Raw genomic sequence first — 25,388 nt, 5'->3', positions numbered from 1 at the left:
CCTCGTTCCTCAGGCACCACAATCTGGTTCACTCGATGAGCCGACGCGGCAACTGCCATGACAATGCGGTGGCCGAGAGCTTCTTCAATCTTCTGAAGCGAGAGCGGATACGGCGCAAAGTCTACCGTTCACGCGATGAAGCACGCCAGGACGTGTTCGACTACATCGAAATGTTCTACAACCCGAAACGCAAACACGTCAGGAACGGGATGCTGTCGCCCGTCGAGTTCGAGAAGCAGCAGAAAATCTAACCCGAGGGTGTCTACGAAACTCGGGGCTATTCAGAGCGGATGGTATCTGCATTTGCATGGTTGCCCCTTATTTGCAGACAGAGATAAGTCAAAACCTCATAAGCTGTCGTCTTCAACCCTGCGAAAAAGCTCGCGGAACTTAAAACACGTAGGGCAGCACATCGTATTAACGCACGTTGCACACAAGAGGGCGATCATCGAGGCCTCGGAAATTCTTCAGGCCTATTGGCAGTTTCTCGGAAGGGCTGTGGATGAGAGCTCAGAGATAGTTCTGTTTGGTTATTCCGGTAACGATCTACATCTTAATCAATTGATAGCTCAGAAACGCAGCGGGAAAACAGTGAAAGTCGTAGAGTGGTTAGGCGCAGGTTTTGATAATGTTCGTCAACCGTTTTGGGATGAGCAATTGGGTGGCCCAGTTCATCTAGTGCTCAAAGAGGACATTCTAACGTTCAGCAACTGGTAGCGCGCCTTGAGTGTGGCCCAGCGTCAGTTAGCTTTAGATAACCCTGGCTCCAGCTGGCGAAAAAGTTTGGAAAGAACCTTGTCACCCAAGGCTCAATATGGCGGAGAGGGTGGGATTCGAACCCACGATACCCTTGCAGGTATGCCGCATTTCGAGTGCGGTGCATTCGACCACTCTGCCACCTCTCCGGCACGCTTTGCACCGCGGGCCGTTCATATCGGTGAAAAATCTGGATGGAGTTTCAGAAGGCTGTGGACGCAGTGTGCCGTTTGCGCCCTATCACCTAAAGGATGCCGGACGGTGTCCAGCCGGTTTTGCCGACGTTTTCTAGAGCATGGTCGACCTGGGGAATCGGAAGTCTACATTTGGCACGTGTTACTCCGACTTTCGCGCCGATGACGCCTGCGAGCCCGCCTTCGCAGTCAGGCGCTCTAAAACCGCAAGCACCGTAGCCTCTTGCGCAGTTTCGAGCTCCTCCCGCCTCAGATTGATTGTCGACTCGCCCTTTTTTAACACAAAATTCCGCTCGGTTTGTGCAAGCAACTTCGCTACGGAGGTCACTGAAGCCTTGTCAGCAAAGCAGATCACCGAGTAAAGAGCGCTGAACCTGATATCAGCATTGGTAAGCTCGTTCTGGAAATATTTTATTTCGTAAAGCGAGTATCTGTATAGCCGCAGAAAAAAGTAAGCGAAAACCTGAACCAAAATGACAACAGACAATCGCGCAATAAACTTCAAACCTATGCGAACAAGATCCACATCACCGCTTAGATCGTCATTTGCTAAATATACTGAATAACTTAGGAATATTATTCCGGAAAAGGAGATGAGTGCGCCTATGGTCAAGTTCACATTTGCTCGTCGACCTAGATCACTTATTTCTCGTTTCAGCCGTATACGAGAGTTGGCGGCAGACTGACGAAGCACTTTTTTTCCGGAGAGTTCTTCCTCTGCTTTCTGAAACTGCTTCTTCCAGTAAGTGGCCAAACTCTCCTGAAGATCTCCGCTGATCAGTTTAATAGCATCATTTTTGAGTGCTACTCGCTCTTGCTCTGACAGCCCACTTTTATACTCGCGCGAAAGGCTTTCGACGGCAAGCTTTAGATTAGAGACCTCTGAGTTCGACCCTTCTCCTATATCACCGTTGCCGTCTCGTTCATCCTTAGATTGCTGAAGATATGTAAGTAACTCGACACCGCCGCCGGTCATTATCAAAAAAAGACCAGCGATTGCGACTGACAAATTGATCAGCTCATTGTAACCAGGTATCAACAGCGCTCCAAATAAGAGAGATGCGCCAATAGCCATCAATCTTCCAGAACTTTTTACTAACAAATTCTCAAATATCTGCACGACACAACCCACTCTGCATTTGGCATTCAACGTAGAATAGCAGTTTAAACAAACCCCTACCAAACCCCTTACAGCGCGCTAAAAAAAAGCTGGCCGTTCGGCTCGCGACGGATGAAGCAAATGATCATCGACTTCCCCTTCGCGCAGTGGAGTGGAGTGGAGTGGAGTGGAGTGGAGTGGATACACTAGCCGCGCGCAGGCCGAAGTCCAAACTAGCGTGAAATAGCACGCTGCAGATCCTCAATTCGCCGCTGCAAACCCGGCATAACCGCTCGGCCTTAAGCTGTGCATGAAATGCTGGAACAGAACGTCCGTCTTCTCGTCCAGGTCGTCTTCGTCATATTTCGAGGCCGGTAGCCCTGTCCTGTCATCGTAGAGCAGATCGTAAATCTGCTGGCGCAAGTCGTCACGGGTGCTCTGCTTTTCGAAGAGGTCCTGAACCTCTTCCATACGCCGCTGGATGGCTTTCAACACTTCTACTGAGACCGCCTTGATCTGCCGAATCTCTTCCTTTGTCAGGTCCTCGCGCATCAGCAGGTCGAAGATTGGCTTCTGCTCCTGCGTCAGACCGAGCGCCACATGACTTTGCGCCTCTGCCTCGAGGTCCGCTGCAATCCGCATCAGCGCTTCGAAGGTGGCTTCGATCGTGTTTTTGTCTTTTTCCTTGTTGTAGTCGTTGATGATCTGGCCAAAACGATCCTGGAAATCTTGTAGGGTGGGATTGGCCGCCAGCATTTTTGCGAGCCGCTCCTGAAGAACAGTGCGCAGATCCTGCACATCGCTGGCTTTGCGTTCGCTCTTGGCGAACTCTCGGCGCAGCAGCTCGAAATTCACCTTCGAGATATCGAATACCTTATCGTCAGCGCTGTCCGGACGGATATCAATAGCCTCGCCAACGATGGCGTTCAGCTTTTGGATGATGGTGGACGTATCAGCAGCAAGCTTGTCTTCCTGCAGCGAGGCGTAGATGTAATTGATGGCCTGAAAGTCCGGCTTGTGTCGCTCCACTTCCGGAAATGTCAGGCAGGATTTGTATTTTCGGAAGACAGCGCGTGCGGCGATCTCGAACCGTTTGCGGCTCTCATCATTCGCGTTGATCAGCTCCTTGGCGTCTTTCAGCGCCTTGAGTTTATCGAATGCGATTGCTTCGTGCAGTCGATCGAGTTCGAAGCCATCGGCCCGCAGCCCCTGGCGAACGATATGGATCGCTTCTGCGAGTTCTCCGAGCAACGTCTCCTGTGGGTTGAGCGGATCAACGACAGGTTCATCGCCCCCCTCGCCAAGCGGCCCCTTGCCACCGGTATGTCCGGCAAACGTCGCCAGCGCCTTCCGAAGGCTTTTGAGAATGCCGCAATAGTCAACGATCAGACCATTGTTCTTGCCTTCTTTCACCCGGTTCGCTCTGGCGATCGCCTGCATCAAGGTGTGCGCCTGAAGCGGTTTGTCCAGGTAAAGCGTCGAAAGGGACGGCACGTCGAAACCAGTCAGCCACATGGCACAAACGATCACAATGCGGAACGGGTGGTCTTCCCGCTTGAAGGCGGTTTCCACATCGAGGCGTTTCTCGATCTCGCGACCACCGACGACTTCTTTAACGGTGAAACCATCCTTCATCCGCTTGCGATGCGGGATGATATCTAGGCCCCAGTTCTTGAACTTCTTTATCTCGTTCTGCTCGTCGCTGACGACAACAGCCATCTCTGTCTTGCGCATCCAGTCGATTTGCTGTCTGCGGATCACACGTTCCTGATCGTCCGAAACATGCGCCAGATCCTTTTCCAGCTCTGCTAGCCGTGCCTGCCAGGAGTCGGAGATGAAGTCATACATCCGCACGGCAGTGATCTTGTCGATGGCAACGAACATCGCTTTGCCACTCTCCCAATTCGAGGAGAAGTGCCAGGCGAAATCGCGGGCAATATGGCGAAGCCGGGGTTCTGCAGTCACCACATGATATTCGCGCTTCAAATCATCGGAAAGCTTGGCGGCGACGTCTGGGTCATCGATTTCTGCATCGGCAATGGCTGCCGCAAGCTTCTCATTGAGGTCGCCGCCTGTCAGTTGCAGCTTGTCACCGCGCGCATCGTAGTAAAGCGGAAGCGTCGCGCCGTCCTCAATGGCATCCTGAAAGTCGTAGGTCGAAAGGTAGGCGCCAAAGACCTGCTTCGTGATCTGATCGTTCGAGAACAATGGCGTGCCGGTGAAACCAATGAAGGCGGCATTTGGCAGCGCCTTGCGAAGGTTGAGCGCCAGCGTGCCATATTGCGACCGGTGCGCCTCGTCGGTCACCACAATGATGTTGTCTCGGTCCGAATAGACGCCGGCCTTGGCCTGATCATAAGTGAACTTCTGAATCATGCCGAAGATCGCCTTTTTCTGTTGGCCCAGCAGATCCCGCAACTCTTGCGCCGATCCCGCCCGACAGGGGTCCTTGTCGTTGTTGGCAAGGCCCACGCTGGCAAAGGTCTTGTAGATCTGGTTATCCAGGTCGGTCCGGTCCGTCAGCACCAGAAATGTGTAATCGCCGCCCAGCTTGCGATGCACCTTCTGCGTGAACAGCGCCATCGAGAAGGATTTGCCGGAACCCTGCGTGTGCCAGAATACGCCCAGCTTGCCCTTCAGAGCGTGTCGGTTCGCAACCGCCTCGACCGCACGATTGACGCCAAGGAACTGGTGGTTCTTCGCCAGAATCTTCACTGGTCCGTTCGCGGTATCGGCAAACAGGATGAAGTTCTCGAAGAGATCCATGAACCGCCGCTTGTCGCAGACCACCCGCAGCAGTGCTTCCATCGGCAGCAGCTGGTCGCGCTGCTCGGCCTCGTCCAGTTTCAGCCAGTCAGAGAAGTGATCGTAATCTGCGCTGATCGAGCCCAGCTTGGCCAGATGGCCATTACCGAGAATGACGAAGCCGTTGAAGTGAAACAGATGTGGGACCGCGTCCTTGTAGTCAGAAAGGTTTTCGGCGTAAGCGCGTTTCAGGTCCTTGTCGGGGCGCTTCAGCTCGCAGAACATCAGCGGCAGCCCGTTGACGAAACCCACAATGTCGGCCCGCCGACGGTGGGCATAGCCACGCACCCACAATTCCCGCACAGCGAGAAAGTCATTGTTCTCGGCATTGTCAAAATCAAACACCCGCAGGCGTTCCATGCGCTGCTCGCCGTTCTGGCGAAATCTTACCCGCACGCCATCACGGAGCAGGGCGTATTTGTCCTGGTTGATATGGAGCAGCGATTGCGAACCGAATATGTCGGTGATCTCACGCAGCGCCTGCACATAGGCTTCCTCTGGGAGACCTGGGTTCAAGCGAACCAGCGCCTCGGAGAGATAGCGCGTCAGCACCACGTCCTTGTCAGACTTGCGGCCTAGCGTGCCGTCAGGCCCGAAGCTCTCCTTGTTCCAGGCTATGACAACGCGCCAGCCATGTTCGGCCGTGAGGTAGTCAGCCATAGTTTTCTGAACAAGGTGATCTTCGGTGTAATCATTCATGGGGAATAACTACACTTTAGACGGGAATGCGTCCATCCATCAGGCGAGGAAGCAGAAGATCCCGCGCACGGATGAGGCGAATGATTTGTTCACCAAGAATCTCAGCCGTTTCAAGCATCGGCTCAGTTAAGTCCGTGAACTGCACCTGGAGCGCATCAGGCGCGCACAGCACCGGAACTTTTTTCAATGCCCCAGCGCTTAGATTTGGCATTGTTGAACCTTTCGCTTGGTTTACGATAAAGCCCGAGGTTGCAGGGGAACCCAGCGTTTCAAAAAGGTAACGCGCGTTGATCTTTTCGGGATCTGGCCTGATCCGCAAACAGCCGGTGCCACAGAAAAATCCGGTCTGGCGCTTCCCGATGAATGCACGGCGTCCGATATCGCCGCGACGCCCATAAACAGTGTCACCGAGTAACATTCGATGCCGCCCGAGTTTATCGGCAAGCGATTCCGGGATGCGGGCGATCACGTCACAATCGACTTTGTTTTCTTTCATGTCCTTAGGCATAACCACAGGCACACCGGTGTCCGTGTAGTCTGACTGATGGAGTTGGCTTCCAAATGGGCCTGTCTGGATGCCATCCCCTTCCACGCACAGGTCTGCAAGCAATCGGATACTCCAGCCCTCCGGCAAGCCGTCGACGATCTTGACCGCCTCGTGGCCAGGAAATCGGAAATGGACGAACCATTCGCGGTAGAGCAGCCGCGCCGCCTGTTCCAGCAATGCGATCCGCCGCCGGTTGTTTTCGATCAGGTCGTCGTAAGCCGAGAGGAGGGACGCAATGCGCTCCTGCGTGGAGAGGTCGGGAATATGCACTTTGCATGCACCAATCCGGCCGGGACTCGTGTGGCGGACAGTAGCACCGCTCGCGGATCCTCTTACTTGACCTCGGTAGGTTTCCGTATTGAACAGGTAGTAAACGAAACGGGAGCTTGCTTCTGCATCCCGCTTAAGTGTTACGAGTCCCAGTCGTTGATTGTGTAGGAATTTTCCGTCCTCAGGTATGATAAACGAGCCTCCAAGAACTGGTGCATTTCCCACAAGATCCGTCATCACCACCATGAGATCGCCGCTTTTCAGAAGGTAGCCGTCTGGCACCTCCCCTGAATAGCGTTTCTCTTTTTCGCCCTTGTCTTTGAAGCCTCCACCGTTTTGACAATTTCCGGGAGTTAGGACGACAAACGGCCCATGATCGTTAAATTGGTCCCCCTTGAACGCGAAACCGTGTTTAATGTGCACCAGTTCGTCGATGGTGGTTTCGCGCCAACTCATACCAGCAGCTCTTCAAAATTCTTCGCGATCACCTCGGCCAGTTCCGCCGCCTCGGTGTTTAGCCCGTCCAGTTCCAGATGGATTTCACGCAGCGTCTCTTCGAAATCGAACTCGTCATCCTCGACCTCCGGTGCCACGCCGACATAGCGCCCCGGTGTCAGGCTGTAATCATTCTTGGCCAAGGCATCTTGGTCGACCAGTTTGACCAGCCCCTGCACATCGCAAAGCACGCCTTGCGGAAAGCGCGACAGCAGCCAGTGGACTTGGCTCTCGAAATAGCGGAAGCGTTTTAGGCTGCCTTTGACGGTCAGTTGCGCCGAGGGATCGCCGGTCAAGGCAACGCGCGCCTCAACAATCGCTGCCAGCAGTTTCTTACCGTCGGATGCAACTTTGCGCACCTCCGCCGTCACGCGCTTCGCCGCTGCCTCGCCGGTCTGCTCTGCAATCTGCTGTTCGCCTTTGACCACCAACACTTCTTGCGCCTTTTGCAGCAGTTTCGAGAGCGCGTCGATGTCCTTGATCAGTGTCTTGGCCTTGTCGCCCACTGGCTGCATGACTGTCAGCCGATCATTCAACGCAGCAATCTCGGCTGGAGCGGCAATCAATTTTCCTGCAGTGTTTTTGAAAGCGTCGCAATCGGCACGCAGCTGCTGGGCGGCTTTGGTGGGGGCCTCCTCTGCACCGAGATGGGCAGCGAAGAAGGCAACGGCTTCGTCAACCGCTCCAAGCAGGTCGGTGAAATCCGCAGCCGTGGCCTCAAGCCGCGCCGTTTCAAGATAGTCTTGCACAAGCGCCGTGAAACGCTCTGACTGGCCACGATAAAGCCAGGTGATGGCGGTGAGGTTGCGCATCTGCTCGGGTGAAAAGTCATAGACCTTGCGTGTGACCTTGCGGAACACGTGCCGCGCATCAATCATCAGCACCTTGTCACGCAGGTGTTCGGGCTTGGCCTTGTCGAAGAACCACAGCTCGCACGGCACCGTGCGCGTGTAGAAGAAGTTGCCCCGGATGGCGATCATGATGTCCACATCGCCAGTCTTCGCCAATGCCTGGCGAACCTCCGCCTCTTTGCCGCCTGCGGATGATGCCTGCGAGGACATGACAATGCCTGCTCGCCCGCGCGGTGACAGATAGGAATGGAAGAACGACATCCAGATATAATTGCCGTTCGACACCTTGCCCGTTTTGTTGACGCCGGGCAGACCGAAGGACAGGCGCTTGTCGTCCTTCATCTTTTCCGCATCGATTTCATCCACGTTGAAGGGCGGGTTCGCCATCACATAATCGAAGGGGCCATGGTCCTGATGCGGATCTTCGTAATAGCTGATCGCCTTCTGAATATCGCCATCCAGGCCATGAACGGCGAGGTTCATCTTGGCCAGCCGAATGGTCGTCGGATTCTTCTCCATCCCATAGAACGTCAGCTGCTCGTTCGGATTGGCCTTCATTGCCTCGACGAAATGCGCCGACTGAACGAACATGCCGCCTGACCCGCAGGCCGGGTCGATGACCTTGCCACGGGTCGGCTCAATCACGTTCACGATGGTTTCAACGATGCTAACAGGAGTGAAGAATTCACCGTTGTCATGCGCCTTCTGATCCGCAAATTGGGTTAGAAAGTATTCGTAGATGCGACCGAAGACATCGCCATCGGCCTTTTGCAGTGCCGGATCATTGAAAATGCGTAGCACCTGGCGCAGCACGTCGTCGTCAAGCTCTGCATATTCCTGTTTGGGAAGCAGACCCTTCAGTGTCTCATAGTCGGCCTCGATGCTCTCCATCGCAGCGATCAAAGTCGCAGCAGCACTTTCCCCTTCCGGCAGACCGACCAGCGTGTCGAACTGAGCCTCAGGCCGCAGATAGATCGAACCACGGCGAGAAAAATCTTCCTTCGTCAGCTCTCGAACCACGCCGCCTCGACTGGGGAGGGTTGGAATGATTTCCTCCCGCACCTTCAGGAACCGGGAATAGGCATGGCGCAGGAAGATGAGGCCCATGACGGGCATGAAATACTCATTGCTGGCGAAATTCGAGTTCGCACGGAGCGTATCTGCCGAACCCCAGAGGCGCTTTTCGATGTTGGTAATCTGATCCACGAACCACCCATTGCATGTGTTTTTGCACGGTCTTAACCTGCAATCGGAGTAGATTCCAGTTCAACCTATGATCAAAAGGGAGCAGACCCGCGGCTTTGCGTCCGTCAATGGTCACGCCTGGCAACGCAATCGCTTCTCTTTGACTCAGTGGCCATCACTGGCTGGCTCGGAGCTATTGATCGATGTCGGAGTGCAGAAATCAGATCGCGCGCGCCAGCGAATCTCTTTGGCACTTTTGTGTCGTCGCGGCTGCACACGGGACATTTGAGCCGGACCCGATTTGAAATGCCGAAGAAGTAGAGACGCGATAGCGTATATAACGAAGAGCGCCTGAAACACGAATTTCCCACGGTCTACGCAGAGCTGAAAGCCGGAAAGCACAAAACGATTACCGTGGCTGCAACTGCCGCTGGCTTGAAGAACTCGATTTAAGGTCACAGCGTAGGAGCCGTGCCAGCGTTTTCGGATGCACGCCATATGTCGCCGCGACCTCGGCGACAGGTTCCAAGTCGATCTCGATTGCCAAGCGCGCAGCCTCGGTCTGCTCTGTTGTCATCGAGCGACGGCGTCCAAGGCGAGATCCTCGCGCTCTGGCAGCTTCCATCCCTGCCTTGGTCCGCTCGCTGATGATAGCTCTTTCAAATTCTGCCATCGCTGCCATCATGTGAAAAACCAGCCGTCCACCCGATGAAGATGTGTCGATGCTCTCAGTCAACGACCGGAAGTCACAGCCCCTCTTCGATAGCCCGTTCACAGTCTGAATTAAGTCGACAAGGGATCGTCCAAGCCGGTCCAGTCGCCAAACGACGAACATATCTCCCCGTTTGATTTTCCTAAGAGCCTTGAGAAGACCAGGGCGCTGGAAGTCGGCACCGGATAGTCCGTGATCAGTAAAGATCTCGGTGCAACCAGCCGCCTTCAACGCCGCAATCTGCATATCGAGGTTCTGCTCGACCGTTGATACACGGGCATAACCGACCAGCTTCATCTCCAATCCCCTTACGCTCCGATGACTGTTAAGCGATTGACATAAAGGAACGATTTCGCTCTGTCGGTCATTAAATGGAGCTTGGCCGGAAGCCCTTGAAACCATGAGATGCGACCGGATCAGCAGTTACAGTTGACCTCTATCGGACAAAGGTTCCCTTTCGTTCCCTCGGGTCGTTCGGCTGAAGGGGAAATAGCAATGTTTTTATTTTTGCTGATTGTGTCGGGGTGTGTTTTTGGCGGCGGCAGCGCAATCGTTGCTGCGAATAAAAATCGTAATGCGCTTGGTTGGTTTGTTCTGGGTTTCTGCTTCAGTTTTGTAGCGCTCATAGTCGTTGCTGGCCTGTCTCCGGTCGAACAAGTCAGACGGACTAATCGCGCCAAAAGAGCAGACCCATCGGTCAAGCCGAAAAAGCCTTCACAGCCAGAAAATTTTGAATGGAAGGCTGGAAGCGAGTTCACGAGCAAGCCTCAGGACCCAGAACGGCCATGGTTGGGATAGTCCGGATTTGATGGAATTTACGCTGTCGATACTTGGCGCTTGAGACAATCACACTGACACAGAGAAGCGCACTGGCTACGATTTTCAATGTTCGCTGTAAATCTATTAGTATATAGCAGACGCGCGCGTGCGACTCTCTATGTGGCGCTATTGCACGGGCGAAAATTTCTGGCGAATTCACGAAAAATCGTGAAATTTGTTCGTAATCCCCCAATAAAATGCTATATTGTCTCCAGTTGAACTTTGTTCGATCTTCTTAGGGAGTAATCACCCAAAGATGATTTTCTCGAAGGCTCCGGGTCCAATCCCCGACGTCACATTGCAAGCGTCCAAGCCATCCTTTGTTGAGGTGGCAACGCCATGGTTCGGGACATGAAGGGAAAGAAGGGCGTAGCGCGACCCCGTGACTAAGATCATGGACAGCCTATGTGCTTCGTCGCCTGTGCGTTTGCACGAATGGACACCAAAAGATTCGGGCTCTGTGTGGTCGCCTTTACGGCGTGGACCACATCCCGAAATTCCCTACAGGTTGAGACGTATGCTTGCGGGGAATGCGGTCTCGGCACTCCGTGCTGCGACTAACCGATGGAGATACGAAGGTATCTCGGATACGGCATTATGGAAGGAAAACGGCATCCGCCTTCCGCGTAGATTAACGCTATTTGCTTTAGCTCTCTGTAGACGCAGATTTACATAGTATCCCCCCTCCCTTGAGACGGTCTAGACATATCAATGTTTTGACTTTGGCTGTTGCCAGAGCTTTATGCTTCAGTCTTAAGGGAGGGGGGATAGCTCTATTCCGCAGTTATTTGGTAGGGCTATTAGATGGTTGTTTTCAGAATGACTAAGGTAATGCTGTTTTAGCCTACTTCACGCTCATATCTATCATGAACACGACGGCCGACGCCCCATGAAATCTACAGGTGGCTACCGGCGTCTTTTTGCTCCACCAAACAAAACGAAAAAAGCGTTCTCATCAGACGTTCAATAGTTTCCGGGACTCAACACGCCAAAAATGAACAAAAAAACGAGAAGTCGCCGGTTTAGCGTCAACTTAGCGTAAAGATAGAGGAAACGAGTTTCTTATTGCTCGTAAGAAACCCGTTGCCAGCCCCGCTTGCTATTCCGGTCGATTTACAACTATTCCAGCGCGTCCGACGCCACTTATTTGTCGGAATGTAAATGTCCGTCCGTTCGGAGGAGAGGTGGTTTGGCTTCCGAAACTCGGTGGCAACCCAAGGCATCCCCTACGGCTAAGTCGAATTTTTCTAGGACTTCGCTGTCCTCCGGCGCAGAACAACAGCGCAAACAGTTCGTGGATCACCTACCCAAGACGCGCCACGAGATCGTCAGCAACGAGGTGCGTGTATCTTTTCAACATGCGCAGCTCCTTGTGTCCGCTGATGCTGCTCACCTCAATCACGTTCAGTCCCCGCTCGAAAAGACGACTGACGCCCTCGTGACGGAGATCATGGAAGCGCAGTCCTTTTATCTCGGCACGCAGCAGCAACCTTCTCCATGCCTGCTCCAGCGTCCCAGCACGCATCGGAAAAATCATAAATTGATCCACGGTCGGGTGTTCTTTCCAAGCTATCAGCGACTCGAATGCCCGCTGTGACAGAGGAACCTCACGACCGGAACCGTTCTTGGTAAGAGCGAGCGAAAGCACCCGACGATTGTGAGAGAAGTCACTCCACTTCAAACCGAGAAGCTCACCACGGCGCATCCCGGTCTCGACGGCAACCACCAACAATGTGCCGAGAAAAGGTATCTTTCCAGCGTCGCACGCATCAAGCAGCCGTTGCTCCTCATCTTGTGCAAGACGACGGCTCCGCTCATTACGGATCACCGGACGGCGAACCAGCTTCACGACATTCTTTGCAAGCGGCAGCCCCCAATCGCGGGTAGCGACTTCAAGGACGTGGCTCAGGATCGCAAGTTCGCGGACAGCAGTAGATGGAGCTACACTCTGAAGCCGCTCGTCACGGAACGACGCAATGTCCTGCTGGCTCAGTCCGATCATCGTCCTGTATGCGAGTTCGTGGCGACGGAGCACGTCGATCCGCTGTGTCTCTTGGACGGACCCGCGCTTCAGAGGTGAAACTTCGCGCTGGTAACGTTCGAGAAGCTGCCCGAGCGTCGTGCTTTCAAGGATTTTCGTGTCCGGAGCAGCACCGAACCGGTCGACTTGTGTTTCAAGGTCGCGCGCCCACTTCTCAGCTTCGAGCTTCGTGTCGAACGATTTGCATCTGGGCTTCATGCCACGCCGACGAACCTGAGCCTGCCAGCGCCCTCTGAGCTTCCGGATCGTTGCCATCGTGACCTCCAACTTTCATTGTCGATCACGCGTAGGATGCCCCGAAGAGGGGGCCAAGGATTATCCCCACACCCAGTTTTCTACTCAGGCTTCGAACAAAATAACACTCCTTAACGCCGGGAAGAGTAGCCCTGCGTAACTTCAATTTCCTTGATTGCGGCTTCTCGTTCTTTGTCTGAAAATATGTTGATATCCTCATACACATTTTTTGCCTGCTCCCACTCGCCAATCTCGATTAGATAATGCGAATAGGTAACAAGATAAGCACGGTAATTCGTTCTACTATCTTCAACGTCGCGAGCATTCACCATTTCTCGCATGCCGTCGATAACAGAAGAAGCTCTAATTTTATTTCCGTCTTTAAGCAGTATTTCAGCGTAAATCCTCTGCGGCTCAAATAGTCTGGGAGTCTTTTTTATCGCCAGTTCGATCAAGCGGAGCGCTTCTTTATTACTGCCCCAAAGATGCTCGAATTCAGCCCTGCGAGTAGTATAAAAAGATTTCCCTCCTTCTTCACCTACTTTTTCCAATACATCGAACATTTCATTGATTTCAGAAACGCGTTTTGCGTTGCGTCCATGCTTTCTTATGAGAACTGCGAGAAATATATCGACCACATACGGGTTGCGTTGAGCTTGCCCAAAGGCCTCTCGGGCAAACCGCTCTGCCTCATCTAGATTATCTCTGGCTAAGCAGATTGAAGCCAGCTCTCTAGCTGCAGATGTATTTCCTGGCGACAATTCATAAGCACGCCTGAAAAGCGGCTCAGCCTTTGGAAGAAGGCCTTTGAGACGAGCTTGAAAGCCTTTGAGGAAAGCTACATTACTACCTACCCAATTGGTGGTATTTATAGCTTCCAGCTTGCTCATTCCCTCGTCAAACGCATCGGCATCACCGATCCGTGCTCCCGGAAGGCATAGGTAGCGGCAAGCGGCAACGACACCCTCAATCGATAATCTTGCTGCTCCTTTCAGGCCTTCGCGGGCGTGGCGAATGCTGTCTTCCCAAGATTTTTGATCGTAGTATCTTTTCGCCATCCAGACATAGTGAGAGGGCAAAAGAAATGCAGCGGCAAAACCCGACAAGTTCTCGCTTGAGTCAAGCGACGCAATAATTGCCGTGTTTACAAGAGAGATTGATGCCGTTCCCTCCTCAAGCCTTACTGACAGCGAATTAGCGATATTGCGCATAGCATTTTGTTCGACAGCTTTCGGCAGTTTAATTCTTCGGTCACGCTCGACAGCAACCCGCAGCGCAGGCGAAATCTGGAAGCGGTCAGCGGTTCCGTCGACGACATGCAGGTGAGAAAGTTTTGAAAGCGCATCGCTCGTAGTCTCTGCATCGACGGATAGAGCGGACACTATCGCGCTAAAGTCCAATTCAGGAACACTTCGCAGTAAAGCAAGTATTTGTATATCAAGTTCGGTCAGATACAGCTTTGCTAGATATTCTGAACTTTGCCTATGCTTCCAATCCAAGAAATCGCTGGGACTAGAAAGAAAAGAAAGCGCGCCCCTCTCCTCTATTTCTTGAATTAGCCGATATATATTGAACGGATGACCATCACTTAACTTTATCAGTTCGTCCATTGCCTCATCAGACAAGATTATATCCTTGTCCTTTGTAAGACGAGATAATAACCGCTTGGTAGCCTCGTAGGATAATGATCTAACTCCGACATAAGCAAGATCGTTCTCCTGTCTCCTAAACTTGGATGGAATCATGCGCGGCGCAATAATAATTGCCGGCGGATGTGGTCTTGTGGCCAATTTCGAAATAAGGCCATTAATCTCATCAGTTAGACTGCCTGAATCAGTTAGAATCCCGCCGTTATCGACAAGAAAAGCGGCTTCTTGAGCAGGCAGCAGAGCATTTAGGAGGTCTGCAGTTTGCCGTCTCTGTTCGTCAAGGTTGACTAGTTCAAACGCTTGAATTCGGCTACGGAGTTCCTTGGCGGTCAACGTTGGACGAAGAGTGCTCAAAATATTTCTATAAAGCTCGTGGATCCCTGTGAAGTCATCTATCTTGATCTCCGGAATCATTTTTCCCGAGCGGGGAAATTGGGTTTGATAAAAAGCTTTGGCTAGGCTTTTTCTGCCTGAGCCGTGATTGCCGGAGATGAAAAGGGCTTTGGCGGCAGGTCTACTGTGGTCTGAAATTTGACGCTCTAATTCCAGCAGCTCTTTTTCGCGACCTAGAAAAGGGTTAAATCCAATCTCGTCAGCTTTGCCAGTCGAGATCAACGTTCCTTCGATTAACCGGACAGCGGATTCCGGGGTTAGCCTTTTTCTGACAATGTTAAAAAACTTTGCGTTCGCCGACGCTTGGGAAAAAGCTTCCTCATCTAAGCAAACTGCTAAAAACTTGGCTATTTTTCCGCTAGCAATGAACTCTAGCCCGAGCAACAGCTCGAATTCGACGTAAGCCGACTGCACACTGTTGGATGACAAAAATAGGCAGAACAGGTCGGCACGGCGCAACGCTTGTATAATTGCTTGTGAATTTAATAGGCCCGCGTCGAACGTCTCCGAGTCAAGTTCGTAGCTTCCCGGCCGCATCAACGACGCTACCTCTTCCACGTAACCTTTATCTTTCGACGAATGCGATAAAAAAGCCTTCATTTCCGCCCCCGAATATCCATCGAAACAATTTATTCGCGAAATTGGGTGATTGCAACCGCGCGGCTACGGGTCAAAGAAACGCACTAGCTAGAGTCAAAGCGCCTCAAGAGTGGCCCTATCCCACCACAGCATTGATCTTGAAGATGGGGCTATCTCAAGTGACTGTTTGGAAGCACTTGGAAGGAAGGCAAATTATGGCGGAGAGGGTGGGATTCGAACCCACGATACCCTTGCAGGTATGCCGCATTTCGAGTGCGGTGCATTCGACCACTCTGCCACCTCTCCGCATGCGCGAACGCTTGCGTTGCGCGCCCCTCTTAAACATCAATGGCCGGGCTGACAAGGGGAATTTCGTGTTTGTGTCACAAATTATTAGTCATGGATGAGGCTGGGGAAATGCATCGGCTTCTGGCCGTTTTCGCAGATATTTTTAAGATGACGCGCACTATCCTCAGCGGTGCGCGCCACATTCGATAGCAGCGTCAGATCCGTTGATAACGCCGCAAGATTTCCAGGATTTTTTCATCCTGCTCTTTATCCGGCAGAAGGGCAGGTTGGCGGCTGGCGCCGACGGAAGAGTCCTGGAGATAAAGCGAGCGTTTGACCATGGCCGGCGCGAAACCGAGTGCGTAGAGATCGGTGCGGAAGTCGGCGTAGATTGCCTGCTGGCGTTCGGCCTCGGCGATATCGCCGGCGTTGAAAGCACTGAGAATGTTGGCGAGCACATCCGGCAATGCGTTGCCAAGGCCGGAAATGCAGCCTGCCGCCCCGTTCTGCAACGACCAGAGAACGAGGTGATCCGGGCCGGAATAGACCTCGAAACCAGGCATCTCCTTCGCTACCTGAAGATAGGCTTCGAGCGTCTGCTGAGCGCCGCCGGAATCCTTGATGCCGGCGATATTGCCATGGGTGGCGAGTTTGCGTGCAGTTTCCGGCTCTATGTGGTTCTGGGTGCGGGCGGGAATGTCGTAGAGATAGACAGGCGTTTCAACGGCGTCAGCCACCGTCGAGAAATGGCGGATCAGACCATCCTGCGTGCAGGCGATGAAGAAGGGCGTGATGACGGCGATGCCGTCGAAACCGATACGGTCGAAGGCTTTGGCAAGTTGCAGGGTTTCGAAAGTGGCAGGCATGCCCGCATTCACGATGACTTTGGCACGACCGGCAACTTCATCCACCACCTCTTCGGTCAGCCGGATTTTTTCCTCATGCGTCAGCGCGGTGAAATCACCATTGGTGCCGGCGCACATGATGTTGTTGCCGGCGGCCACCTGGCGGCGCACCTGCGCGCGGGTCGCCTGATAATTGATGGTTTCGTCCTCGTTGAAACAGGTGACGAGCGCGACGAAAGCTTGCTTGGTCATGAAATAACTCCGCTTGAATTTGCAATGACGTCGCCGGCGGCGGCCGGATGACGCCGAGATTGCATGTCTGGGTCGGGATCGAGGCTCGCGGACAGAAGAGCACGGGTATAGGCCTCACGCGGCGCTTCGAAAACCTGGCGGACCGTGCCGAACTCCACCACCTCTCCCCGCTGCATGACCATGACGTAATCGGCAAAATCCCGAACCACCGGCAAATCATGTGCGATGAAGATGAAGGAGAGGCCTATTTCGCGGCGCAGCTTATCCAGAAGCGCAATGACCTGAGCCTGCACCGAAACGTCCAGCGCCGACACCGCCTCGTCACAGATGATAATTTTCGGCTCCAGCGCCAATGCCCGGGCAATCGCGATCCGCTGCCGCTGGCCACCGGAGAACTGGTGCGGATATCGGCGCATATGTTCCGGCGAGAGACCAACCTGATGTAGCAATTCGGCAACCCGCTCGCGCCATCTTGCCTTGGGCAATATCTCCGGATGGATGACCCAGGCCTCGGAGATCAGCTGGAACACCGTCATGCGAGGATTGAGCGACTGGGTGGGATCCTGAAACACCATCTGCAGATCACGCCGGAGCGCAAAGAGTTCCGCAGGCGAAAGCTTGAAGAGATCGCGACCCTTCCACAAGGCGCTGCCCGCATCCGGCTCGTCGAGCCGCAAGAGAATGCGCGCCAGCGTCGATTTGCCGGAACCGCTTTCGCCGACGACGGCAATGGTTTCTCCCGCCATGAGGTCGAAGGAAACACCCTTCAGCGCCTCGAAGGCGCCGTAACGCTTGCGCACGTCGCGCACGCTGAGCAGCGCCTCGTCCGCCGCTTGCGGCTCGTGCATTTCACCCCTGCCGGGTGCGGCACTGATGAGCTTGCGGGTATAGGGGTGCTGCGGATTGCGATAGACCTCACGCACCGTGCCGGCCTCAACCAGAACACCCTTTTCCATCACCACCACATGATCAGCGATTTCGGCGACGACGCCGAGATCATGGGTAATGATGAGCACGGCCATGCCCGTCTCCCGCTGCAATTCCTTGAGCAGCGAAAGCACCTCGGCCTGCACCGTCACGTCAAGCGCGGTGGTCGGTTCATCCGCGATCAGGAGATCGGGCCGAAGCGCCAGCGCCATGGCGATCATCACGCGCTGGCGCTGGCCGCCGGAAAATTCATGCGGGTATTTCTTCAAGGCCCCATCCGGATCGGGAATGCCGACGCGTGCGACCAGCCGCCTCGCCTCCGCTTCGGCCTTTGCCTTGTCCATGCCATGGGTGGTCATCGCCTCGCGGATCTGCCAGCCGACGGTATAGACCGGATTGAGATGGCTGAGCGGGTCCTGAAAGATCGTGGCGATACGCCGGCCGTTAATCTCGCGGCGCGCTTCAGCCGGCATTGTCAGAAGGTCCTGACCGTCGAGCAATATCTGACCGCTGCTGATATGTCCGGGTGGCATGTCGATGAGGTTCATGATGGCTGACGATGATACCGACTTGCCCGAACCGCTTTCGCCGAGGATAGCCAGCGTTTCGCCGCGGTCGATATGGTAGGAGACATCCTTCACCGCATGGACGACACCGCTTGCGGTATGAAACTCAACGGAAAGGTTGCGTATCTCGAGAAGATGGTCAGCCATGCTTGCGGCCTTTCATTTCCAGCCGCCAGCGCTGCACCGGATCAAGCGCGATGCGCAGCCAGTTGGACAGCAGGTTAAGCGACAGGGTGGTGAGAATGATGGCAAGCCCCGGCCAGAAGGAAAGCCACCAGGCATTTGTGAGATATTGCCGCCCCTGCGAGATCATCAGACCCCAGGTGATTTCCGGCGGCTGAATGCCAATGCCGAGGAATGACAGCGCACTTTCCGCCAGCATCACATAGGCGAAGTCAAGCGTTGCAAGCGTCGTCAGCGTCGGCAGCACGACGGGCAGGATATGGCGGAACAGGATGCGCTTGCCCGATGCGCCCATCACGCGCGCCGCCTGGACGAACATGCGTTCGCGCACCTCCAGCACCTCCGCCCTGGTGGTGCGGATGTAAACGGGAATGCGGGTGATGGCGAGAACCAGCATCAGGTTGAGGATGGAGGAGCCGAGCAGATAAAGCACGATGACCGCGATCAAAAGCGATGGGAACGACATGATCACATCCGCGAGCCGCATGATGATCTGGCCGACACGGTTGGAGGAAAAACCAGCGATCAGGCCGAGCACAGTGCCGGTAATAGCGGAAAGAAGCACCGCGCCGGCCGCAATCATCATCGTATTTTGCGTGGCGGCGACGATGCGCGCGAGAAGCGAACGGCCGAGCGCATCTGCCCCCAGCCAGAAATACCACTCGCGCTGCCAGTCGAACGGGGCGAGGTTACGCCCGCGCAGGTTCTGTTTCGTCGCCAGATCGCCAAGCCATGCCGGGCCGACAAAGGCGAGGATAACGACGATGATGAGGAAGATCGCGGCGCACAGCGCAAATTTATCCGCCCACAACATGCGCAGCATGCGCGTTGAGAAGGAAGGCTCGGCAATGATCTCGGTGTCGGCGCTGGAAACGCTCATGGCTGAAGGGCCTCCTCAGTGCCGGATACGCGGATCGAGGAGCGCATAGGCAATATCGATCAGAAGATTCATCAGGAAGATCGCAAGAGCGGTCACGAGAATGGCGGCCAGCACGACGTTGAAATCGCGCTGAAGAATGGAATCGATCATCAGCTTGCCGACACCGGGAAAACCGAAAATGGTCTCGACGATGACTGCGCCGTTGAGAAGGCTCGCTGCCTGATCACCAATGACGGTGATGACTGGCAGCATGGCGTTGCGCAAGGCGTGGATGAAGATGATGGGTCCCGATTTTACGCCCTTGGCCCGCGCCGTTTTGACATAGGCAGAGGACAACGCGCCGATCATCGAACCACGCACCACCTGCACGATGATGCCAAAGGGGCGCACGAACAGAACCGCGATTGGCAATATCCAGTGCAGCACGGAGCCCGTGCCTGACGTGGGCAGCCAGGCGAGATTGACGGAAAACACCACAATCGCCACGATCGCCAGCCAGAAATCCGGCACCGAAGCGCCGATCAGCGAAATGCTCGAGGCCATGCGGTCAAAAAAGCCGCCGGAGCGGAAAGCCGCAAGCGAACCGACGACGATTGCGGCGGTGGTGACAAGCGACATGGTGATGACCGCGAGCCACAGTGTCCAGACGAAAGCCTCCAGCACCACGTCCAGCGCCGGGCGGGCTTTTCGGAGCGATTCTCCGAGATCCCCCGTCATCACATCGCCCGCATAACGCAGGAACTGCACCATCAGCGGGTCGTTCAGCCCGTGCAGCGCCCGAAACTGCTGCTTCAACTCCTCCGAAGCCTCAACCGGCAAAAACAACGCGGCCGGGTCCCCCGTCAGGCGGGACAGGAAGAAAACCATAACGATGAGGCCGACCAGGGAGATCAGGCTTGCAACGGAACGTTTTCGGATGAAGCTCAGCATGGTTGCCTCCGGTTTTTCAATGCGGCGGCGAAGCTTTCGCTGCGCCGCCGCTTCTCAGTTGACAAGACGCGGGGTCTTATTTGATGCCGATTTCCGAAAGCTGCAGCATCGAGTTCGTTGCAATGGTGGGCTTGAAATCCAGCCGTTCCGAAACGCGGGAGAAGCCGACCATGTGGAACAGCAGCACATCTGCCACCACATCGTCGTGCAGATAGGCGATGAGTTCCGACCAGAGCTTGGCGCGCTCATCACCGACCGCTGCGGATGCACGTTCAATCAGATCATCCACCTTCTTGTCCGAGAAGCCGGACTGCGTGCCCTTGGTCGCATATTTGAAGAACATGGTGAAGGACGGATCGCCCTTTGAGTTGTCGTGCATGGCGGCGACGATCTGCGGTCCACGGCCTTCCTTGAAGGGCTTGGAGTAATAGCTTTCGTGCTCGGCCACTTCCACGAATTTCAGATCGATCTTGAAGCCGACTTCCTGCAATTGCTGCTGGATCGCTTCCATGATCTCGGTGACGTTGGGGAAATTCGCGGTGCGCGCGATGATGGTAATCGGCGTATCCACCTTCACGCCGGCAGCCTTTGCTTCCTCGAGCAGCTTCTTTGCGCCCTCGGGGTCATAAGGGAAGACCTTGACATCAGGGTTCCAGCCAAGCGTGGTCGGCGGAACGAGCGCGGTGGCCAGCACGGCGCCTTCGGGAACCAGCGTGCCGAGGAAGGCCTGCCGGTCGATGGCAAGGTTGAGCGCGCGGCGCACCCGCACATCGTTCAGCGGCGCAATATTGTGATCGAGGCGCATATAGACCGTCTCGCTGTCGAGATAGGAAAAGTCGGTCTTCGCATTGGTGGCGTCGAGCTGGGAAATGGAAGGCGAAAGATCGGCTTCGCCGGTTTGCACCATGGCGGCGCGAACCGAAGGATCGGCGCGGAAAAGATAGGTCGCTTCCGTCACCTGCGGCTTGGCGCCCCAATAATCATCGCGTGCGGTGAGAACAATCTGCTGGCCCGGCGTCCAGTTGGTCAGCTTATAGGGCCCGGTGCCCACAGGCTCGCGAATGAACTCCATCTTGGTTTCTTCGGGAACAATGGTGACAAGCGACATCAGCAGCGGCAGAATAGGCTGCGCCGGTTCGGTCTTGAAGTCGATCGTGTGATCGTCAACGATCGACGGGGTCACAGTCATGCCACCGAAATAACGGCGGGATTCGCAGGCGTTCTTGTCGCTCATGATGCGTTCGAAGCTGTGCTTGACGTCCTTGGCATCGAAACCCGTGCCGTCGGAAAACTTCACGCCTTCACGCAGGTGGAAACGCCAGCTTCCGTCGGCATTCTGCTCCCACTTCTCGGCAAGGCGCGGCTGAACGCCCTTCTTGCCGCGCACATCGAGCTCGGTCAGCGTCTCGCTGACATTTTCCATGATGATGCGACCGATATTGGAGCGGGTGGCCATGCAGGGCTCAAGTAAATCCGCCTCTTCCGCCAGCACGATCTTGATCGGCCCCGACGCCGCAAGCGCCGGCGAAACCGCGGCGCTGAGGGAACCCAAGACAAGGGCGCCCGCAATCAATGACTTCTTCATTCCGTTCTCCTCCCAGATCAGAAATTCAGCAACATGGCGGCGCACCGCAAGGGACATTCTAAAAGCCCCGTCTCCTGCATTGAGGAGCATGGCATGCGGATGATTGTCTCCTCCACCCGTAAACAGAGCATCGACGTTATCGAATTTTTTGTCAATTTATTTTTCAAAAGCGGTTTTTATTCACATCAAATCTCTTATTTTTATTATTTAAAAACATATAGTTAATTTTATATATGAAAAACAGAAGCGCGTCTTTTTTTATCAATTAAACTTGACAACTTTTTGAATATGTCATTTTCATCAGGGCAAGAGGAGACCACGATGACCCCTGATGACATCGCTCACACCATGACCGGAGCCATGCATGCCGTGTCGGAAAACCGGCAGGAAGCATTCCTGCCGTCGCCCATGATCCAGAACCATGCGAGCTTCCTGCACCTTCTGGATGACGGTACCCTGCTCTGCGCCTGGTTTGGCGGCACGCTGGAAGGAAAATCGGATATTTCGATTTTCGCATCCGTGCTAACAGCGGGTGCAACCCGCTGGGGACCGCCGCAGCGGCTGAGCCATGACCCCGCCCACTCCGAACAGAACCCGGTTCTCTTCACCGCGCCGGATGGCGTTCTCTGGCTGTTTCACACCGCCCAGCCCTCCGGCAATCAGGATGAATGCCGCATTCGCATGGCGCGGGTAACGCACGACCCGGCAGCACCGGAAAAGCTGTCCGCCGAGGATGGTCGCTTTCTCGATCTTCCGAAGGGCTGCTTCATCCGTTCACCGCTGCGCATTCGCGATGACGGCGCCTGGCTGCTGCCGATCTTCCGCTGCATTCAGCGCCCGGGACAGAAATGGAACGGCAGCCATGATACGGCAGCACTCGGCATATCCACGGACAATGGCGCGACATGGCAATTGCAGGAGCTGGAGGAATCGATCGGGTGTGTGCATATGAGCCCGGTCGCAGTGACGAATGGGGACTACGCCGCATTCTTCCGCCGCCGCCAGGCCGATTTCGTCTATCGCACGGAAAGCGTCGATGGCGGCCGCTCATGGTCAAAGCCAAAGCCGACCGATGTGCCGAACAATAATTCCTCCATTGCCGTGATCAGGCTCGACGATGGCAGGCTGGCAATGATCTGCAATCCCGTCAACGCCGCGCAGTCGAGCGATCGCCGCGCCTCGCTTTATGACGAGCTGGGAGAGGAAGACGACAGGCCGGATGCCGATCCGAGCGGTGGCTGTGTGCCGGTCTGGGGTGTGCCGCGCGCGCCGGTTTCGATCTGCCTCTCCAATGATGACGGGCGCAGTTTTACCACTCGGATCCTGATCGAAGACGGGCCGGGCACCTGCCTTTCGAATGATTCGACGGATGGACGCAATCTGGAAATGTCCTATCCGTGGCTTCTGGAAGCGCCGGACGGTACGCTGCATGCGAGCTACACCTATCATCGCCGTGCAATCAAATATGTCCGGCTGGCGCCCGGCTGGGCTGACGAGAACGACGGGAGACAAAGATGAGCAATATCATTGGCATCACCATGGGGGACCCCTGCGGCGTCGGCCCGGAGATCACGGTGCGGGCGCTGGCGGACATGTCCGCGTCGGATCGCGCGGCGACGCGGATTTACGGAAATCTCGCGACGCTGGAAGCGGCGCGGGATGCGCTTGGTGTTGATATCGATCTCTCTCAGCATGTGGTCGACTTGGCCGTGGACGGCGCGCCGCTGCCCTGGGGTACGTTGTCGCCTGTGGCTGGAGACGCCGCTTTCCGTTTCATCGAAAAGGCGGTTCGCGATGCCGAAGCGGGGGCAATCGGCTGCATCGTCACCGCGCCGATCAACAAGGAAGCCTTGAACCTCGCCGGCCACCATTATGACGGCCACACCGGCATGTTGCGCAGCCTCACCGGCTCCTCGGCCGCCTATATGCTCCTCGCCTCCGAACGGCTGAAAGTCATTCACGTCTCGACCCATGTTTCCCTGCAGGAGGCCATTCGCCGGGCGACGACGGAGCGGGTACTGGCGACCATCCGCGCCGGCAACGCGCATCTGAAGCGCATCGGTTACGAGCGGCCGCGCATCGCGGTTGCCGGCATCAATCCGCATTGTGGTGAAAACGGGCTGTTCGGCACCGAGGATGACGACCAGATTGCGCCGGCGGTCGCTGACGCCCGCGCCGAAGGCATCGAGGTTCAGGGACCGATTTCCGCCGATACCGTGTTTCACCGGGCTTATTCCGGCGCTTTCGATCTCGTCGTCGCGCAATATCACGATCAGGGCCATATCCCGATCAAGCTTGTTGCTTTCGATACCGCCGTCAACGTCTCGGTCGATCTGCCGATAGACCGCACCTCCGTCGATCACGGCACGGCTTTTGATATCGCCGGCAAGGGCATCGCCAATCACGGCAACATGAATGCGGCCATCGCCTATGCGCGCAAGCTGGTGGCGGGCAAGGAACGGAAGGAATGAGCACCGTGTCTACAGCTCCCATTCTCATCCATCAGCCCCGACGGCTCGCCGTTGGCGCAGGCACCATTTCACAGGTCGGCGCCTGGGCGGGAAAAACCGCATCAACCCTGGTTATCGCCACACCGCTGACGGCGAAATTTGCCGAACGGCTGCAATTGCAAGGCCCTTTCACCATATTCGATGCCATTCCCGGCGAGCCGGACACCACAACGCTCGATGCCGCCCTTGCCGCGGCGCGCGCCACCAAACCGGATCTCGTCATCGGCCTCGGCGGTGGTTCGGTGATGGATGTGGCAAAACTGGTCGCGGCGCTCTGGAATTCCAGCCAGACGCTGGAGGATGTGGCAGGACCGAACAGGGTTGCCGGGCGCGACACGCGGTTAGTGCAGATCGCAACCACTGCCGGCACCGGCTCGGAGGCCGGCATCCGTTCGCTCATTACCGATCCCGTCAAAGGCAACAAGATCGCAGTCGAAAGCCCTTATCTGATTGCGGATTTCGCCCTGCTCGACCCGGAGCTGACCTACTCCGTGCCATCAGCCGTTACGGCGGCAACGGGGGTGGATGCCATGGCCCATTGCGTTGAAGCCTTCACCAACCGCAAGGCCCATCCGATGATCGACGGCTTCGCCCGCATGGGCTTTGCATTGGTTGGCAAATATCTGGCGCGCGCCGTCCGCGACGGCGCGGATACCGAAGCGCGGGAAGGCATGATGCTCGCCTCCTATTATGGCGGCATCTGCCTCGGCCCGGTCAATACGGCGGCAGGTCACGCGATCGCCTATCCGCTCGGCACGCTTCTCAACCTGCCGCACGGGCTGGCGAACGCCATCGTATTTCCGCATGTTCTGGCCTTCAACCAGCCTGCGGTTTCTGCGAAGACGGCGGAAGTGGCGGGAGCGCTCGGGCTTCGCGAACATCTTTCGCCTGATGATCTGCGCAAGGCGGCGACGGATTTCTGTGCCGGGCTCGGCATCGAAATGTCGCTCGCACGGCACGGCGCGACTGAAGCCGATCTTCCCCGCTACGCTGAGGATGCGCATGCCATCCGCCGGCTTATGGACAACAACCCCGTCGACATGAGCCTCGAGGATGTGCTGGGCGTTTACCGCCACGCCTTCTGAGCAAAAAAT

General features: G+C 55.5%; 17 protein-coding genes and 2 tRNA genes. 5 read left to right on the top strand and 14 right to left on the bottom strand.

What is annotated here, in order from left to right:
- Positions 1 to 251 (top strand): IS3 family transposase (locus CFB10_RS21720; protein WP_141097745.1); only part of this gene is annotated, 251 nt, incomplete at its 5' end.
- 564 nt (positions 252 to 815) lie between these two features.
- Here CFB10_RS21720 and CFB10_RS21715 read toward each other — a convergent pair.
- The 6 genes from CFB10_RS21715 to CFB10_RS21690 all read right to left on the bottom strand — a co-directional run bounded on the left by CFB10_RS21715 (position 816) and on the right by CFB10_RS21690 (position 9,910).
- Positions 816 to 905, bottom strand: a tRNA-Ser gene (locus tag CFB10_RS21715).
- A 187-nt stretch (positions 906 to 1,092) separates the two neighbouring features.
- Positions 1,093 to 2,025, bottom strand: a complete 933-nt coding sequence (locus CFB10_RS21710) for a hypothetical protein (protein WP_020009113.1) — start codon at positions 2,023 to 2,025, stop codon at positions 1,093 to 1,095.
- A gap of 285 nt (positions 2,026 to 2,310) precedes the next feature.
- Positions 2,311 to 5,553 (bottom strand): type I restriction endonuclease subunit R, encoded by a 3,243-nt coding sequence (locus CFB10_RS21705; protein WP_020009114.1) that lies wholly within the window; start codon positions 5,551 to 5,553, stop codon positions 2,311 to 2,313.
- 16 nt (positions 5,554 to 5,569) lie between these two features.
- The gene (locus tag CFB10_RS21700) at positions 5,570 to 6,826 is read right to left on the bottom strand and encodes a restriction endonuclease subunit S (protein WP_020009115.1); all 1,257 of its coding nucleotides are present in this window, start codon (positions 6,824 to 6,826) and stop codon (positions 5,570 to 5,572) included.
- On the bottom strand, positions 6,823 to 8,922 hold the full coding sequence (locus CFB10_RS21695) for an N-6 DNA methylase (RefSeq protein WP_020009116.1): 2,100 nt from the start codon (positions 8,920 to 8,922) through the stop codon (positions 6,823 to 6,825). The genes CFB10_RS21700 and CFB10_RS21695 overlap by 4 nt, the downstream gene beginning before the upstream one ends.
- A gap of 388 nt (positions 8,923 to 9,310) precedes the next feature.
- Positions 9,311 to 9,910, bottom strand: a complete 600-nt coding sequence (locus CFB10_RS21690; RefSeq protein WP_020009117.1) for a recombinase family protein — start codon at positions 9,908 to 9,910, stop codon at positions 9,311 to 9,313.
- Positions 9,911 to 10,108: 198 nt separating this feature from the next.
- On the opposite strand from CFB10_RS21690, the gene CFB10_RS23860 reads away from it, so the two are divergent.
- Entirely contained in the window at positions 10,109 to 10,411 is a 303-nt protein-coding gene (locus CFB10_RS23860) for a hypothetical protein (RefSeq protein WP_141097744.1), read from the top strand.
- Positions 10,412 to 11,735: 1,324 nt separating this feature from the next.
- On the opposite strand, the gene CFB10_RS21685 is transcribed toward CFB10_RS23860, so the two are convergent.
- The 8 genes from CFB10_RS21685 to CFB10_RS21650 form a co-directional block, all read right to left on the bottom strand.
- Complete coding sequence (locus tag CFB10_RS21685; protein ID WP_026363382.1) at positions 11,736 to 12,728, bottom strand: site-specific integrase; 993 nt, start codon at positions 12,726 to 12,728, stop codon at positions 11,736 to 11,738.
- A 110-nt stretch (positions 12,729 to 12,838) separates the two neighbouring features.
- Positions 12,839 to 15,349: a toll/interleukin-1 receptor domain-containing protein gene (locus tag CFB10_RS21680; RefSeq protein ID WP_020009119.1), complete on the bottom strand. Its 2,511-nt coding sequence runs from the start codon at positions 15,347 to 15,349 to the stop codon at positions 12,839 to 12,841.
- A 195-nt stretch (positions 15,350 to 15,544) separates the two neighbouring features.
- Positions 15,545 to 15,634, bottom strand: a tRNA-Ser gene (locus CFB10_RS21675).
- A 197-nt stretch (positions 15,635 to 15,831) separates the two neighbouring features.
- A complete protein-coding gene (locus CFB10_RS21670) occupies positions 15,832 to 16,713 on the bottom strand; it encodes a dihydrodipicolinate synthase family protein (protein ID WP_020009121.1) in 882 nt (293 codons plus the stop codon).
- Complete coding sequence (locus CFB10_RS21665; RefSeq protein ID WP_020009122.1) at positions 16,710 to 18,353, bottom strand: ABC transporter ATP-binding protein; 1,644 nt, start codon at positions 18,351 to 18,353, stop codon at positions 16,710 to 16,712. Before CFB10_RS21665 ends, CFB10_RS21670 begins: the two co-directional genes overlap by 4 nt.
- The gene (locus CFB10_RS21660; protein WP_020009123.1) at positions 18,346 to 19,269 is read right to left on the bottom strand and encodes an ABC transporter permease; all 924 of its coding nucleotides are present in this window, start codon (positions 19,267 to 19,269) and stop codon (positions 18,346 to 18,348) included. The genes CFB10_RS21665 and CFB10_RS21660 overlap by 8 nt, the downstream gene beginning before the upstream one ends.
- 15 nt (positions 19,270 to 19,284) lie before the next feature.
- The gene (locus tag CFB10_RS21655; protein ID WP_020009124.1) at positions 19,285 to 20,199 is read right to left on the bottom strand and encodes an ABC transporter permease; all 915 of its coding nucleotides are present in this window, start codon (positions 20,197 to 20,199) and stop codon (positions 19,285 to 19,287) included.
- A gap of 76 nt (positions 20,200 to 20,275) precedes the next feature.
- A complete protein-coding gene (locus CFB10_RS21650; RefSeq protein WP_026363384.1) occupies positions 20,276 to 21,784 on the bottom strand; it encodes an ABC transporter substrate-binding protein in 1,509 nt (502 codons plus the stop codon).
- 321 nt (positions 21,785 to 22,105) lie between these two features.
- Between CFB10_RS21650 and CFB10_RS21640 the strand changes: the two genes are divergently transcribed.
- Genes CFB10_RS21640 through CFB10_RS21630 form a run of 3 tightly spaced genes read left to right on the top strand, consistent with a single transcriptional unit; the run spans position 22,106 to position 25,379 of the window.
- Positions 22,106 to 23,302, top strand: coding sequence for an exo-alpha-sialidase (locus CFB10_RS21640; RefSeq protein ID WP_020009127.1), 1,197 nt, complete (start codon positions 22,106 to 22,108; stop codon positions 23,300 to 23,302).
- Complete coding sequence (gene pdxA / locus CFB10_RS21635) at positions 23,299 to 24,255, top strand: 4-hydroxythreonine-4-phosphate dehydrogenase PdxA (RefSeq protein WP_020009128.1); 957 nt, start codon at positions 23,299 to 23,301, stop codon at positions 24,253 to 24,255. The genes CFB10_RS21640 and pdxA overlap by 4 nt, the downstream gene beginning before the upstream one ends.
- Positions 24,252 to 25,379, top strand: a complete 1,128-nt coding sequence (locus CFB10_RS21630) for an iron-containing alcohol dehydrogenase (protein ID WP_020009129.1) — start codon at positions 24,252 to 24,254, stop codon at positions 25,377 to 25,379. The genes pdxA and CFB10_RS21630 overlap by 4 nt, the downstream gene beginning before the upstream one ends.
- The last annotated feature ends 9 nt before the right edge of the window (positions 25,380 to 25,388 follow it).

The sequence above is a fragment of the Agrobacterium sp. 719_389 genome (genome assembly GCF_900188475.1).
Taxonomy (GTDB): Bacteria; Pseudomonadota; Alphaproteobacteria; order Rhizobiales; family Rhizobiaceae; genus Agrobacterium; species Agrobacterium radiobacter.
Note: the sequence above shows the minus strand (reverse complement) of the source record. Positions and strands in the feature narration are given on the sequence as shown.

Coding starts and splice junctions, on each gene's coding strand:
- CFB10_RS21650 (WP_026363384.1), bottom strand. CDS start 21,784: ATGAAGAAGTCATTGATTGCGGGCGCCCTTGTCTTGGGTTCCCTCAGC.
- CFB10_RS21685 (WP_026363382.1), bottom strand. CDS start 12,728: ATGGCAACGATCCGGAAGCTCAGAGGGCGCTGGCAGGCTCAGGTTCGT.
- CFB10_RS21630 (WP_020009129.1), top strand. CDS start 24,252: ATGAGCACCGTGTCTACAGCTCCCATTCTCATCCATCAGCCCCGACGG.
- CFB10_RS21670 (WP_020009121.1), bottom strand. CDS start 16,713: ATGACCAAGCAAGCTTTCGTCGCGCTCGTCACCTGTTTCAACGAGGAC.
- CFB10_RS21660 (WP_020009123.1), bottom strand. CDS start 19,269: ATGAGCGTTTCCAGCGCCGACACCGAGATCATTGCCGAGCCTTCCTTC.
- CFB10_RS23860 (WP_141097744.1), top strand. CDS start 10,109: ATGTTTTTATTTTTGCTGATTGTGTCGGGGTGTGTTTTTGGCGGCGGC.
- CFB10_RS21680 (WP_020009119.1), bottom strand. CDS start 15,349: ATGAAGGCTTTTTTATCGCATTCGTCGAAAGATAAAGGTTACGTGGAA.
- pdxA (WP_020009128.1), top strand. CDS start 23,299: ATGAGCAATATCATTGGCATCACCATGGGGGACCCCTGCGGCGTCGGC.
- CFB10_RS21665 (WP_020009122.1), bottom strand. CDS start 18,353: ATGGCTGACCATCTTCTCGAGATACGCAACCTTTCCGTTGAGTTTCAT.
- CFB10_RS21700 (WP_020009115.1), bottom strand. CDS start 6,826: ATGAGTTGGCGCGAAACCACCATCGACGAACTGGTGCACATTAAACAC.
- CFB10_RS21705 (WP_020009114.1), bottom strand. CDS start 5,553: ATGAATGATTACACCGAAGATCACCTTGTTCAGAAAACTATGGCTGAC.
- CFB10_RS21710 (WP_020009113.1), bottom strand. CDS start 2,025: ATGGCTATTGGCGCATCTCTCTTATTTGGAGCGCTGTTGATACCTGGT.
- CFB10_RS21655 (WP_020009124.1), bottom strand. CDS start 20,199: ATGCTGAGCTTCATCCGAAAACGTTCCGTTGCAAGCCTGATCTCCCTG.
- CFB10_RS21690 (WP_020009117.1), bottom strand. CDS start 9,910: ATGAAGCTGGTCGGTTATGCCCGTGTATCAACGGTCGAGCAGAACCTC.
- CFB10_RS21640 (WP_020009127.1), top strand. CDS start 22,106: ATGACCCCTGATGACATCGCTCACACCATGACCGGAGCCATGCATGCC.